Raw genomic sequence first — 13,707 nt, forward strand, 5'->3', positions numbered from 1 at the left:
GTCACGCGCTCATGGGGTAACGGATCTATCAGGAGATGCCGAAAGGGCCGTCGACTGGAAGGGCTGTCACGTGGAACGCGCCGACTGGCTGCTCACCTCCGCTCAGCGAGGGAATCCGGCGTCGCGGGTGGACCGCCGTCATGCCGACGGCGCGGCGTGGTCCACGGGCAACGATGTCCGCCCCTTGGTACACGGGGCGGTGTACTTCGCCGAGCTGCTCGCGGCCGTGCGGGCGCAGCGGGCCGGCGACATGTTGATGTTCACGGACTGGCGGGGTGACCCTGACGAGCTGCTGGAGGGTCCGGACAGCGCCATCGGCGATGTGTTGTGCGACGCCGCACGCCGCGGTGTCGTCGTCAAGGGGCTGGTGTGGCGCTCGCACCTGGATCGGTTCCAGTTCAGCGAACAGGAGAACTACCACCTGGGGGAGGAGATCGAGGAGGCGGGAGGCGAGTGCCTGCTCGACATGCGGGTGCGGCCGGGAGGCTCGCACCATCAAAAGTTCGTGGTGCTGCGCCACCCGGGTCGGCCCGAGCGGGACGTCGCCTTCGTCGGAGGGATCGATCTGTGCCACAGCCGGCGGGACGACGCCGCTCATCAGGGTGACCCGCTGGCGCAACCCATCGCCGACGCCTACGGTTCCCGTCCGCCCTGGCACGACGTTCAGCTGGCGGTGCGCGGGCCCGCCGTCGGCGATGTCGAGGCCACGTTCCGTGAGCGGTGGACGGACCCGGCTCCGCTCAGTCGCAGCCCCCGCAGCCGGCTGCGGGCGGCACTCCGGGATGAGGACACGCGGGCGGATCCCCTCCCGGTGCAGCAACCCGACCCGGGCCCGCGCGGTTCCCACACGGTCCAGATCCTGCGCACCTACCCGAACCGCCTCAGGGGCTATCCGTTCGCTCCCGACGGCGAACGCAGCATCGCCCGCGCCTACACGAAGTCCCTGCGGCGGGCACGCCGGCTGATCTACCTAGAGGACCAGTACTTGTGGTCGGAGAGTGCCGTCCAGCCCTTCGCCCAGGCTCTCGCGGATCATCCGGGACTGCGGATGATCGCCGTCCTGCCGCCACTGCCGGACCAGGAAGGGCGGATCAGCACACCGATGAACCTGCTGGGCCGGATCCGCGCCCTGGAAATCCTGCGACGGGCCGGCGGCGACCGGGTGGCCGTCTACAGCCTGGAGAATCACGCCGGGACACCCGTGTACGTCCATGCCAAGGTCTGCGTCATCGACGATGTCTGGGCCGCGGTCGGTTCCGACAACGTCAACCGGCGCTCCTGGACCCACGATTCGGAACTCAGCTGCGCCGTCCTCGACGAGACCCGTGACTCCCGTGAACCGGTGGACCCCGGCGGCCTGGGTGACGGCGCCCGCGTCTTCGCGCGCGAGCTGCGGTTGACGTTGAATCTCGAACACCTTGACCGCGACGGGGACAGGGAAGCAGCCGCACTCTGCGACCCGGGCCGCGCCTTTGCGGCCTACGCCGACTCGGCCGCCGCTCTGGACGCCTGGCACGACGACGGCCGCCACGGGCCGCGACCGTCGGGACGGCTGCGCACCTACCACCCGCCGCGCCTGTCCCGCATCACGCGGGCCCTGACCGACCCGCTCTACCGGGTCATCGCCGATCCCGACGGCCGCCCGCGCTCCCTGCGTCGGCACAATGCCTACTGACGGCGTCCCGGACGGGGTGAGGTGACCCCAATGCCGCGAGGGCAAGCCCACGCTCTTGCTGGTACTGCCGTTCGAACTCGGCAGGCGAAAGGTAGTTGAGAGGGCGTTTTCCCCTGTTTTTTCACCCCGGATTGCCTCGTTGGGGTTGGTTCAGGTGCCGCCAGCTCGGGGTGGATTCCGCGGTCAGACGGCGTGTCATAAGGTTGATCATCGCGAGGTGGACCATGGCTTCGGAACGATGTGGTTTGGCCTCGTAGTCACGTGCCAGTCGGCGGTGGTTCATCAGCCAGCCCCGGGTGCGTTCGACCGTCCAGCGGCGGGGTAGGACGGTGAAACCCCTGGCCTGCCACGGTGCAGCGCCTGTTGGGAGGCAGGGCCGGACGGCAGGCCGCCGACCGGGCCGGCGGAATCGACCCCCGTCCCGTCACCCCGCGCGCCCTGCCCGCCACCCTTGCGGATCTGGGCGGGGGAGAACGAACTGAGCGAGGGGCCTGAGCACGGCCGGGTGCTGCACTCGCGGGCCCAGGACGAGTTCCAGCGACGGATGGATCTCCGTCAGCAGGCCGCGCAGGCGGTTGCTGACGTGGGTGGCTTCGCCGGCCAGGTCGTCGTCGAAGCCGACGATCATCGTCTCGGTGACGCCGGCCTTGAGGCCGAGCGCTGCCGCCACCTCCGGTTCGGTCGGCTCAGCACTGCTGGGCGCGGCGCGGGCGCCGGAACTGGCCGGGCCGGACAGGGCCTACCGGCATCCGCGTTTCGCTCATGTCAGGTCGCGGGCGGAGATGGCAGGCAGGGGCCGAGTGGCGATCTCCTGTGCTTCGGCGCGCGTCATGCCGAACATGCGCAGGAGACGGACGGCCAGTTGATCGGTGACGCGTTCGGCGTCGAGGTCGGGGCGGGCCTCCAGGAGGTGGAGCACGCCGAGCAGGGCGCCGCCGGCCATGGCGACCGCGGTGCGCGCGTCGTCGATGTCCAGCCGTCCGTTGTCGGCCGCCGCCTGCAGGTCCCGCATCGCGAGCGGGGCCAGGCCGCTGTCGGAGGTCAGGTAGGGCATGCCGGTGCGCACGAGGATTCTGGCGATTTGCGGGTGGGTGCGCTGCAGGCGGCCGGTCAGACGGACGCTGGCGGCGAAGATCTCCGCCGGGTCCTTCAGGTCTCCCACGGCGGAGTCCAGAAGTGTGCCGTGTTGCTCCAGAGTGCGGGCGACGGCGGCTTCGAACAGTTCGTCCTTGCTGGTGAAGTGGTTGTAGAAGGAGCCGAAGCCGACGTCCGCCGCCTCGGTGATCTCCTGGATGCTCACGTCGGCCCGCCCCTGCTCGGCGAGAATCAGCTGCGCGGCGGCGACTAGCGCGGCTCGCGTGCGCGCCTTGCGCCGGTCCAGGCGATTTGGCGCGGGTTTGGGCGTCCGGCTGTTGGCCCCGCCCTGTCGGTCGGTACTCATCGCTCCATCTTACTCAGTACATCAGTACTGACTATTGCATCAGTACTGATGACTATTGACGAGGATGCCATCTGGATTGATTCTTTCATCACTAGTGACCGGAGTTTGCTCGCGGGAGCAGTCCGGTCGACGCCTGTCCAGGACTCAGGAGAGCCGATGAGTATCCAGGTCGTCCGCACCACAGACGGCTGGTGGGTGGAGAGCGGCACAGGACGGCTGCACCGCGTGGACACCGATGCGACCACCACCGGCGGCCTGCTCGCCGACCGCTTGGCCGTGCAGGAGGCGGCCGGCCGCGCTGCGACCGACCCCGACGCGGGGCTTTCCGCTGGAGAAGCCGAGCTACGGTCGCCCGTCACCACCCCCTGCCGGGTGGTGGCGCAGATGGTCAACTACCGTTCCCACGCGGTGGACTCCGGGTTCGACCCGGACACGGTCCCCCCTGCCTTCTTCCGCAAGGCCTCCGGGTCCGTCAGCGGGCCCTACGAGGACATCGTGCGTCCACAGCACGTGCGTTTCCTGGACTACGAGGTGGAGCTCGGGCTGGTGATGGGCGCGCACCTGCCGGTCGGCACCGAGGTCACCGACTCCACCCTGGCGGAGTATGTCGCCGCGCTGGTCGTCGCCGACGACGTCAGTGCCCGCGACGTGCAGCTGCCAAAGACGCAGTTCTACGAGTCCAAGTCGTACCCGACCTTCACCCCGCTGGGCCCCCGGCTGCTCCTCGTCGACGCCGACGACCTGGCCCGCCTGCCGGACCTGCGGCTCACGCTGAAGGTCAACGGGGACACCCGGCAGGACCGCACCACCACGGACATGATCGTCCGGCCCGCGAAGGCGCTCACCCTGCTGGCCCGCTTCCAGACCCTGCAGCCTGGTGACGTCCTGCTCACCGGAACGCCTGGCGGCACCGCGTTGAAGTCACCGGGGAAACTACTGGCCACGCTCGCCGCCCTGCTGCCCCCGCACAAGCGCTGGCAGAAGTTCTTCGCCCGCCAGCAGGCGAACCCCGACTATCTCAAGGACGGCGACGTCGTCACGGCACGCATTGCGACGGACGACGGCGTACTCGACCTCGGCGAGCAGCGCACGGTGGTACGCGCCCGCTGACGACTCCCGGGGCCCCCGCCCGGGACCGGCCGGCCCGGCATCCCGTACCGGGCCGGCCACTTCACCCCCTTCCTCACCCTGCAAAGGCGCACCGGTGACATTCACACACACCGACCTGCTGTGGCCCGACCGCGACAGACCTGCGGACCTGACCGCCATCGAGGCCGTCCCGCTGCATGAACGCGGTCTGCCCGCCACCACCTACGATGCCCTGCTCCGCGCCGCCCGCCTGTGGCCCGACCGTCCGGCCATGACGGTGCTCCCGGATGCTGCGCGCTTCCTGCGCTCCGCCTCCGTGACCTTCGCGCAACTGCACGACCATGTGCATCGCACCGCCAACCTGCTGCGCTCGCTCGGCGTCACCCGCCGCGGCGCCGTGGGTCTGCTCGCGCCGAACACAGCGGAGCTGCCGGCCGCTCTGCTGGCTGCGCAGGCCGCGGGCATCGCCGCCCCGGTGAACCCGGGCCTGGCATCCGAGCACGTCGAGCAACTGTTGCGGCGCGGCGGCGTGCGCGTGCTCGTGGCCGCCGGTCCGCAGTTGGACGCGCAGGTGTGGGCCACGGCCCGGCAGGTCGCCGCCTCGCTGCGCCTGGACGCGCTGCTGGCCCTGGCCCCCACCATGGCCGACGGCCCCGCTCCCGCTCTGGAACCCGTCGAGGGCACACGCGTGGGCTACCTCGCGGAGCTGGCCGCCTCCTATCCCGCCGACAAGCTGGTGGACATCGAGGCCCCGGCCGCCGACGACCTGGCCGCCTACTTCCACACCGGCGGCACCACCGGGACTCCCAAGCTGGCCGCGCACACGCACGCCAACGAGGTTGTCGACGCCTGGTCGGTGGCCGCCGCCATCCCTCTGGACGAGGACTCGGTGATGTTCGCGGCGCTGCCGTTGTTCCACGTCAACGCCCTGATCGTCACCCTGCTCGGCCCGTTGCTGCGTGGTCAGCAGGTGGTGTGGGCCGGGCCGCTGGGTTACCGCGATCCCGAGCTGTACGGAGTGTTCTGGAAGCTGGTGGAGCACTACCGCATCGCCGCCATGTCCGGTGTCCCCACCGTGTACTCCGTCCTCGCCGGCGTCCCCGTCGACACGGACATCTCCAGCATGCGGTTCGCCGCTGTCGGCGCCTCCCCGCTGCCGGCCGCCGTACGGGCGTCCTTCGAGGCGCACACCAGCGTCCCGCTGTGCGAGGGCTACGGGCTGACCGAGGCGACCTGTGCCTCCGCCCTCGGCCTGCCCGGTCACACCCGGCCCGGCACCGTCGGCCGACGACTGCCCTACCAGCAGGTCAAGACCGTGCGGATCGACCCGGACACCGGCGAGTGGCACGACCTGCCGCCAGGCGCCAGAGGGGTCCTCGCCGTCAGCGGCCCCGTGGTCTTTGCCGGCTACGTCGCCGAGCACACCGCCGATGGGCCGCGCCTGGAGACCGCCGGGAAGATCCGCGACGGCTGGCTGGACACGGGCGATCTGGGCCGCATCGACGCCGACGGCTTCATCCATCTCGTCGGCCGCGCCAAGGACCTGATCATCCGCGGGGGCCACAACATCGACCCCGCCACGATCGAGGACGTCCTCCTGGCCCACCCCGAGATCACCGCCGCCGCGGCGGTGGGCCGCCCCGACCCGCACGCCGGCGAGGTGCCCGTCGCCTACGTCACCCTCACCCCCGGCGCCCGCGTGGACCCGGCCGAACTGCTCACCTGGGCCACCGAAAGGGTCCCCGAGCGCGCCGCCGCCCCGCGCGAGGTGACCGTGATCGATGCCATCCCGCTCACCGCCGTCGGCAAGCCCTACAAGCTCGGCCTTCGCCTGGACGCCACCCGCCGCGCGGTCCTGGCCGAACTGGCCTCCCAGGGAGGGGACTGCGACCCGGCACAGATCGTGTGCCGGCCGCACGAGGGCGGTGTCCGCGTCACGGTGCCCGCACCTGCCGACGAGGCGGAACGGCGCAAGGTCACCGCAGCCCTCGACCAGTACGTCCTCGACTGGCAGTACGCCCCCGGCCCGTCATCTGACCCGGGCTGCAGCGGCCCACTTCCGGGTGGCCCCGAGCCGTCCCCTTCCGCACGGAGAGCACCTCAATGAGTACCCCCACCATCGTCATGGCCGTCGTCCTCGCAGCGATCTTCCTCTTGCTGGGAGCGGCCAAGCTCGCGGCAGTGCCCGCGATGCGCCAGGCCGCAGCCCATGTCGGCATGACCACCACCCACTACCGCCTGCTGGGCGCTCTGGAGGTGGCGGCCGGGGCCGGGCTGCTGGCCGGCCTGCGGATTACCGCGCTGGGTGCCGCCGCCGCTGTGGGTCTGATCCTGCTCATGGCCGGAGCCGTCGTCGTACACCTGCGCAGCGGCGACCCCGTTGCTCGCTGCCTGCCGGCCGCCGCCGTGGGCGCTCTGGCCGCAGCCCATCTCGTCCTGCTGGCCAGCGGCTAGCAGGACGAGATACCCGTGGCCGCGCCGTCAGCACGCGTGGCCGTGACCGCCCGGCCGTCGAGACCGGCTGGGCACCGGGAGGAGCACCACCATGAGACGCATCGATGTCCACCAGCACGTGCTGCCCCCGACCTACACGTGCTCGCTGAAGCCGAAGGGCATCCACGCTCCTGACCGCCGCGAATTGCCACAGCGGAGCCCCGAGCACGCCATCGCCCTGATGGGTCCCGACGCCGTCGAAACCGCAGTGCTGTCCCTGTCCTTCTGGCACCTGACTGGGGGACAGGCTGCCATGGCCGGCAGGCCAACGAGCGCGGCGCAGAACTCGTCGAGGACCGCCCCGCCCGGTTCGGGTATGTCCTCACTTCCCGCACCCGGGCTGCCGAGCGCCGCCCCAACCGGCGGGCCGGGTCCCACTCGCACCCCCACAGGTCGTGGAGTCACTGGAAGGGAATCCCCATGAACGACCCGACATCCGTCCCGGTCCCCGCCGCCGACGCCCACCAGGGCCTGCACAGCGAACAGGGTTCCCTGCGCGGGGAGCACCCCGGCCGCGCAGCCCAGCCCGTCATCAAGGTGGTCGACCTGGCCTGGCTGGAGTTCACCAAGCCCGACCTGGGCCGCGCCGAGACCTTCGCCCGCGACTTCGGGTTCACCACCGCCGCCCGTACAGATGACGCCCTGTATCTGCGCGGCGCCATGGCCGGTCCCCACTGCCTGGTGATCCGCCGCGGGCCCGCCTCCCGGTTCATCGGCCCTGTCTTCCAGGCCGCCGACACCGCCGACCTCGACCGGCTGGCCCGTGCCACCGGCCACAAGGTCCGGCCCCTCACCGAGTACGGCGGAGGCCGCGCCGTGGACCTGCTCGACCCCTCCGGCATCCCGGTCCGCGTCGTACACGGCGTCACCGAGGAGCCCGCACAGCCGCTGCAACGACCCCTCGTCCTCAACACGGGCACCACCGCCGCCGCCCGCATCAACGCCACCCAGCGCCCGACCCGCAAGCCCTCCCAGGTGCAGCGCCTGGGGCACCTCGTGCTCTCCACCCGGGTCTTCCGGCGCGCCCTCGACTGGTACCTGGAGCACCTGGGCCTGATCGTCAGCGACTTCCTCTACCTGGACGGGCAGCGGGACCGCGGGCCCACCATGGCCTTCATCCGCTGTGACCGCGGCAGCGAACCCGCCGATCACCACACCCTGGCCATGCATCTGGGCCCCGACACGGACTATGTCCACTCCGCCTATCAGGTCGCCGACCTCGACGTGCTGGCCGCCGGCGGCGCGTACCTGCGCGAGCGCGGCTACCACCACTCCTGGGGCATCGGCCGCCACGTCCAGGGCAGCCAGATCTTCGACTACTGGCGTGACCCCGACCGCTTCATGCTGGAGCACTTCGCCGACGGCGACCTCTTCGACAACACCCTGGAACCCGGCTGGGCCCCCATGTCCGCCTCCGGTCTGGCCCAGTGGGGGCCGCCGGCCACCCGGGACTTCCTCGGTACCACCCCCTCGCCGAGGGTGCTGGTGCAGGTGATCTCCGCGCTGCGTGAGGACAACGAGATCGACCGCGCCCGTCTGCTCGGTCTGATGAAAGCCCTGAGCAAATGACTGCCACCACCCCTGAGCGCGTGCCCGTCGCGGTGATCGGTGCCGGGCCCACCGGGCTGAGCGCCGCCACCCTCCTCGCCCGCCACGGCGTGCCCGTCCTGGTCCTGGAACGTCACCGTGCGGCGTATCCGCTGCCGCGCGCCGTCCACCTGGACGACGAGGTGCACCGCATCCTCCAGGCCGCGGGCATCCATGAGCCGTTCAGCGCGATCACCCGTCCCGCTCGCGGTATGCGCCTGCTGGACGGCTCCCACCGGGTGCTGGCCGAGTTCCTGCGCGACAACCCGTACGGATGGCACGGCTTTCCCCAGGCCAACATGTTCGACCAGCCCGAACTCGAACAGCTACTCAGGGACAACCTCGAGAAACACCCCCTGGTCACGCTGCGCGGAGGCGTCGAGGTCACCGCCGTGACCCCGCCCCCGCACGGCGGCACTCCGGTGGAGGTCTCCTTCCGGGACGAGGACACCGGCGTCGCCGGTACGCTCCTGGCCGACGCCGTCCTGGGGTGCGACGGCGCCAACAGTCTGGTCCGCGCCTCCATCGGCTCCCGGATGCAGGACCTTGCCACCGCCCAGCAGTGGCTGGTCGTCGACGTCCGCTGCCGCCTCCCGCTGCCCGCGTGGGACGGCGTTCACCAGATCTGCGATCCGCAACGGGCGGCCACCTACATGCGCGTCGGCGAGGACCGCTACCGCTGGGAGTTCCGACTGCGCACCGGTGAGCAGCCGGAGCAGCTCACCGACCGGGAGCGTCTGCTCGCGCTGATCGCACCCTGGACGTCGGGCATCCCCGAGGACGAACTGCACGTCCTGCGCACCGCCCGCTACACCTTCCGCGCCCAGGTCGCCGACCTCTGGCGCAAGGACCGCGTCTTCCTGCTCGGCGACGCCGCCCACCTCACCCCGCCCTTCATCGGGCAAGGAATGGGCGCGGGCATCCGCGACGCCCACAACCTCGCCTGGAAGCTCGCCCGCGTCCTCACCGGCCGCGCGAGCGAGGCCCTTCTCGACAGCTACCAGGCCGAACGCCACCGCCACGCACAGCAGTTGATCCGCACCGCCGTGGCCATCGGCGCTGTCATGACCGGAGGCGGAACGGGCACCGCGCTCGCCCGCAAGGCCGTCCTGCCCGGCCTCTCCCGGCTGCCGGGGGCCTCCCATCTCGTACTGTCCGCCGTCAGCCCGCCGCTGAGACCGGGCCCCCTGGTCGGCTCTCGCCGCCTCGGCCACCCGCGTCCCGGAACGCTGTGCCCCCAGCCCCTGGTCCCCGACTCAGATGGCATTCCCCGCCTGCTGGACGACCTGCTCGGTGAGGACTTCGCGCTCCTGGCCACCGCGCCCCTCGGTCCTGCCCTGCACGCGCTGGTGCGAGTGCTGGACGCCCGCGTCATCCACCTGCACGACCCCCGGCGACAACAACCCGGTACGGGCGGCGCTGCGCACCGCGGCGATCCGGGCACCGGTGCCCTGGTGCGTTGGATGGACAGCGCGGGTGCTGTCCTGCTCCGCCCCGACCGTGTCGTCCTCGGCACCGCGGCTCGGCCGCGCCCCGGCAGTACATGCGGAGACGACCTGGCGGCCGCCGCGGCCGCCTGGGCGCCCATGCTGTGCAGCGGCCGTGCGGTCCCGAGGCGCCGCGACGGTGGCAACGGAATCGCGTGACGGTGGCTGAGTCCGCATCGCGGAGGATGCCGAGCGCTATGCGTCGTTCGCGATCGACTACGCCGCCTCTGCGATCCTGGAGGCGGAATCCGCTGCATTGGAAACGTTGCTGCCCCGTGCGGAGGCCGAAGCCCTGGCCAGCAGATAGCCAAGATTTGTGGGCACCGGCATGCTGCGTGACCCTCCCGGAGCCGCCCTCCCCGCAGGTGGTGCGTGACCTGCACGCGGATAGGGCTGGGGTGCCCGGCTCGGAGCGTTCCACGTGGTGGAGATCCGCCCTGGCCTGGACGCCGAGCATGTCACCGACCAGCTGGCCGCCCGCCTTCTGCGGCTGTTCGGCCTCCCCGCGCGGAAGTACAGGAGAACGCCACCCGGCCTCTGCCCGCCGTCGTCCTCGGCGGCGGCGCCGGAGCCCTCCACCCCGCACGCACCGGCGTGAAGGGATGACAGGGGAGAGGCGGCCGAGTGGCTTCGGGATCAGCCTCGCGCGGTCCCGGACCCGGCACGAGCGGTCGTCCCGACCAGCGGAAGGAACCTGTGTCTGCCAGCCTGGTGGTATGGGGTCCAATCGGTCGGTAGGCGGCCGACCTGGGAGGCAAAAGCGGGTGCGGTGATGGCAGGAGCTGAGGCGCACACCCGGGTAGTGGTCGTGGCCAATCCACGCTCGGGGGGAGGCGAGACTGCCCGTTTCGACCTGATCAAACAGGCCAAGGGTATGGGCGCCCAGGTCTGGTCGACCAGTGCCGAGCACGACGCGACGTCCCTCGCCAGGCTCGCGGTCCAGGAAGGGGCTGAGGTACTGGGAGTCGCGGGGGGAGACGGAACGGTCTCGGCAGTGGCCGCAGTGGCCGCCGCCACGGATCGACCGTTGCTGGTGGTGCCGGCAGGCACGCGGAACCACTTCGCCCGGGATCTCGGCCTCGACATCCGCAACCCGGTGTCCTCACTCAGCGCCCTGTTCGACGGCATACCCACCCGTGTGGATCTCGGCGTGGTAGGCCCGCACGTCTTCGTCAACAACGTTTCCTTCGGCCTCTACGCCGACGCCCTGCTGGAGCCCGGGTATCGAGAGGACAAGGCGCGTACCCTCGCTTCGGTCGCACCCGATTACTTCACAGGAAGGCAATGGGTCGAGGCCGACGTGGACACCCCGCGGGGAACCATTTCGCTCCCGCAAGTCGTGTTGGTCTCCAACAACCCGTACCACATCGCCACTCCGCGCTACCTGGGGCGCCGCTTCACGCTCACCTCAGGGCTGCTCGCCGGCATCGTGCTCAAGCGCCCGACCGACACGCCACCGGACCTCCTCCGGCACCTTCGCGGTGAGCTGCTGCGGCGGCAGCCCCATCCAGGTGCTCCGGATGATGCAGCCATCACCTGGACGGCGGCCAGCATCACGTTGCAAGGCCGGGGGCGGCAACTGCATGCAGGGATCGACGGCGAACCCGTGACGCTTCCTCTTCCCGTCACGTGCGAGGCCCGGCCAGGTGGACTGCAAGTGCTGCTGCCGAGAGACCGACCAGGAATCCCGCGGGAACCGGTGCCCACGTTCCCAAGAGCACCCCGTGACCACTGAGAACATCGAGTTCCCACACCTGTCCCATGACCAGGCGCCGTCGCCACGCACCCTCGACGCCCGGGTAATGCCCTGCTGGGCGGCCGTGTGGAAGCGCCGTCCGCCCCCCCTTGGGAGTAGTGACGCGAACGACCACGATCCGCCCGCGCCTTAATCGGCGGCAAGAGGCCGCACGCGGCCTCCTGATCACCCGTGTGCCGTGTCCGCCTGGCAGCACTCGGGGCACGTTGGGGGAGGCCCGGCACCGACTCCACCCTCAAGGACCGGGCCGCCCGTACAGTTCACGCGGCGCCGCGCCCTGCGGAGGTTGTACATGTCCGGCCTCAGGCGGCAGGGAGCCGGCTGGGGTGCCCGCCGGGCGAGGACAATGCGGGCCGGATCGTGTGTTCGCTCCTGATCGGTGCCCTCGTGGAGTCCGACGATTTTCCTGACCTCAAGACAGAGGCCTCGGAGCACTTTTGCTCCGAGGCCTCGAACTCACCGCCTGGCACGTGCTGCACGGAAACCGCAGCAGTTTTGCGGACGTGCTCAGTCGGTGGTGAGCATGCCTTCGCGGAGCTTGGCGAGGGTGCGGTTGAGGAGTCGGGAGACGTGCATCTGGGAGACGCCGAGGTGTTCGCCGATCTGGGCCTGGGTGAGTTCGTCGACGAACCGCATGTGGATGATGCGGCGTTCACGTTCGTCGAGCTGGGCGATCATGGGGGCGAGGGCGTGGAAGTCCTCGACGAGTTCGAGGGCCGTGTCGTCGACGCCGATGAAATCCGCGAGAGCGGTCTCACCGTCTTCGCTGGAGGTGATGGCGGCGTCGAGAGACGTCGAGGTATAGCCGTTCGCGGCCTTTCGAGCCTCGATGACGTCCCTCTCCGACAGGGACATCAGCTCCGACAGCTCCCGCGTCGTGGGCATGCGGCCAAGCCGGCTACGGAGCTCCTCGGTGGCCTTGGCGAGCGCCACGCGTGCCTCCTGCAGACGGCGCGGGACGTGCACGGCCCACGTGGTGTCGCGGAAGAAGCGCTTGATCTCGCCGACGATGTAGGGGACGGCGAAGGAGGTGAACTCGACCTCACGGGTGAGCTCGAACCGGTCGATGGCCTTGATCAGTCCGATGGTGCCGACCTGGACGATGTCCTCCATCTCGTCCTGACCCCGGCTGCGGAAACGCGAGGCCGCGAACTGGACGAGGGTGATGTTCATTTCGATGAGGGTGTTGCGCGCGTACTGATACTCGGGGGTGCCCTCTTCCAGGACCGCGAGCTGGTCGAAGAACAGCCTCGACAACTCGCGCGCATCCTTCGGAGCAACCTGCGACGGGTCACTGATCTCCGGCAGCACGACGGTCCGGGTCCCGGTCGTCTCGGTCACTGTCATGCTCGTCCCCTCCTGCGTGATCCAGGCTCACATGCCGTCTGCTCCTGAACGGCAAGAGACGGCTTACCCCCGCTTGAGGCATGCATGCCAGGCACTTCCACGGTGGTTCGGCCACTCCGTCATCTCGCCTCAGGAATGAAGGCGGAAGGGAGGTTAACCCATCGGACACACGTGCTCTGACGTGGGCCTCGCCGCTCGCCGGGATGCCGCGCCGGCAAAGCCACTGGAGCCGGGGGCGTCAGGCAACGTGAGGTCAGGATTTGCATCGTCCGCGATCGGGACCGGACGCTCTCGCGTGCGGGGGCGATGCATACCGCGGACTGGTTCGGTGCGGCCTCGCCGCTCATCGTGTCCATCAGGGTCCCGAGCCCGCAGTCCGACGTCCGCTGCGGGCGCCGTGCCCATGCCCTCGGCCCCAGCCCGCCAACCCTCTGCCAGCGCGCTCCGTCGTCGTTGCTCGATGCCGACTTCTTCATCGCAGAGAACACGAAAATCTATGGTGGCTGGAGTAGACATTGGTTGATCGTCTGGCTATGGTTTCTCTCGTAGTCGAGATCAGCAAGGCCCGGCAGACACGAACTGCCGGGCAGTGGTACCGGTAGTTGCAGTTGGTGGGACGGTGCGGTGGTGGAGCTCCGAAGCCAGGGTTGTCGCAGGTCGGCGACGGGGCTGACGACCGGACCGGGTGGCCCGCAGTGATCAGGGGCCGCCGTGAGCAGGACCGCAGTTGAAGTACCGGCAGGTGCAGTTCGCAGGACCCAGCAGTGAAGGTGTGTGAGTGGTACCTCGGTGAAGGCGTCGGCTGCGGGCGCGCGCACCGGGAGGTTCGGCA

Annotated in this window: 9 protein-coding genes and 2 pseudogenes; 7 read left to right on the forward strand and 4 right to left on the reverse strand. The window is 70.3% G+C overall.

Annotation, left to right across the window (positions count from 1 at the left end; translation table 11 throughout):
* The first annotated feature begins 70 nt into the window (after positions 1-70).
* Positions 71-1,675, forward strand: a complete 1,605-nt coding sequence (locus tag ACFRIC_RS41725) for a phospholipase D family protein (RefSeq protein WP_382797261.1) — start codon at positions 71-73, stop codon at positions 1,673-1,675.
* Between the two features lie 121 nt (positions 1,676-1,796).
* Here the strand turns inward: ACFRIC_RS41725 and ACFRIC_RS41730 are convergent.
* The 3 genes and pseudogenes from ACFRIC_RS41730 to ACFRIC_RS41740 form a co-directional block, all read right to left on the reverse strand.
* A pseudogene (locus tag ACFRIC_RS41730) lies at positions 1,797-2,015 on the reverse strand (hypothetical protein); the annotation flags it as partial.
* Positions 2,016-2,153: 138 nt separating this feature from the next.
* Positions 2,154-2,303: pseudogene (locus tag ACFRIC_RS41735) on the reverse strand (IS110 family transposase); the annotation flags it as partial.
* A gap of 132 nt (positions 2,304-2,435) precedes the next feature.
* Positions 2,436-3,116, reverse strand: a complete 681-nt coding sequence (locus ACFRIC_RS41740) for a TetR/AcrR family transcriptional regulator (protein ID WP_382797262.1) — start codon at positions 3,114-3,116, stop codon at positions 2,436-2,438.
* A gap of 156 nt (positions 3,117-3,272) precedes the next feature.
* On the opposite strand from ACFRIC_RS41740, the gene ACFRIC_RS41745 reads away from it, so the two are divergent.
* The 6 genes from ACFRIC_RS41745 to ACFRIC_RS41770 all read left to right on the forward strand — a co-directional run bounded on the left by ACFRIC_RS41745 (position 3,273) and on the right by ACFRIC_RS41770 (position 11,507).
* Positions 3,273-4,226, forward strand: coding sequence for a fumarylacetoacetate hydrolase family protein (locus tag ACFRIC_RS41745; RefSeq protein ID WP_382797263.1), 954 nt, complete (start codon positions 3,273-3,275; stop codon positions 4,224-4,226).
* A gap of 94 nt (positions 4,227-4,320) precedes the next feature.
* Entirely contained in the window at positions 4,321-6,312 is a 1,992-nt protein-coding gene (locus ACFRIC_RS41750; protein ID WP_382797264.1) for an acyl-CoA synthetase, read from the forward strand.
* Positions 6,309-6,659 (forward strand): DoxX family protein, encoded by a 351-nt coding sequence (locus ACFRIC_RS41755; RefSeq protein ID WP_382797265.1) that lies wholly within the window; start codon positions 6,309-6,311, stop codon positions 6,657-6,659. The genes ACFRIC_RS41750 and ACFRIC_RS41755 overlap by 4 nt, the downstream gene beginning before the upstream one ends.
* A gap of 459 nt (positions 6,660-7,118) precedes the next feature.
* Positions 7,119-8,267: a VOC family protein gene (locus ACFRIC_RS41760; protein WP_382797266.1), complete on the forward strand. Its 1,149-nt coding sequence runs from the start codon at positions 7,119-7,121 to the stop codon at positions 8,265-8,267.
* Positions 8,264-9,931: a bifunctional 3-(3-hydroxy-phenyl)propionate/3-hydroxycinnamic acid hydroxylase gene (locus tag ACFRIC_RS41765; RefSeq protein ID WP_382797267.1), complete on the forward strand. Its 1,668-nt coding sequence runs from the start codon at positions 8,264-8,266 to the stop codon at positions 9,929-9,931. The genes ACFRIC_RS41760 and ACFRIC_RS41765 overlap by 4 nt, the downstream gene beginning before the upstream one ends.
* A 613-nt stretch (positions 9,932-10,544) precedes the next feature.
* Positions 10,545-11,507: a diacylglycerol/lipid kinase family protein gene (locus ACFRIC_RS41770; RefSeq protein ID WP_382797268.1), complete on the forward strand. Its 963-nt coding sequence runs from the start codon at positions 10,545-10,547 to the stop codon at positions 11,505-11,507.
* 528 nt (positions 11,508-12,035) lie between these two features.
* On the opposite strand, the gene ACFRIC_RS41775 is transcribed toward ACFRIC_RS41770, so the two are convergent.
* Positions 12,036-12,875, reverse strand: coding sequence for an RNA polymerase sigma factor SigF (locus ACFRIC_RS41775; protein ID WP_382797269.1), 840 nt, complete (start codon positions 12,873-12,875; stop codon positions 12,036-12,038).
* Positions 12,876-13,707 lie beyond the last annotated feature (832 nt).

Origin of the sequence: Streptomyces sp. NPDC056738 (assembly GCF_042790435.1) — a bacterium.
In the GTDB taxonomy this organism is placed as follows: Bacteria; Actinomycetota; Actinomycetes; order Streptomycetales; family Streptomycetaceae; genus Streptomyces.

Coding starts and splice junctions, on each gene's coding strand:
- ACFRIC_RS41740 (WP_382797262.1), bottom strand. CDS start 3,116: ATGAGTACCGACCGACAGGGCGGGGCCAACAGCCGGACGCCCAAACCC.
- ACFRIC_RS41745 (WP_382797263.1), top strand. CDS start 3,273: ATGAGTATCCAGGTCGTCCGCACCACAGACGGCTGGTGGGTGGAGAGC.
- ACFRIC_RS41755 (WP_382797265.1), top strand. CDS start 6,309: ATGAGTACCCCCACCATCGTCATGGCCGTCGTCCTCGCAGCGATCTTC.
- ACFRIC_RS41760 (WP_382797266.1), top strand. CDS start 7,119: ATGAACGACCCGACATCCGTCCCGGTCCCCGCCGCCGACGCCCACCAG.
- ACFRIC_RS41765 (WP_382797267.1), top strand. CDS start 8,264: ATGACTGCCACCACCCCTGAGCGCGTGCCCGTCGCGGTGATCGGTGCC.
- ACFRIC_RS41770 (WP_382797268.1), top strand. CDS start 10,545: ATGGCAGGAGCTGAGGCGCACACCCGGGTAGTGGTCGTGGCCAATCCA.
- ACFRIC_RS41775 (WP_382797269.1), bottom strand. CDS start 12,875: ATGACAGTGACCGAGACGACCGGGACCCGGACCGTCGTGCTGCCGGAG.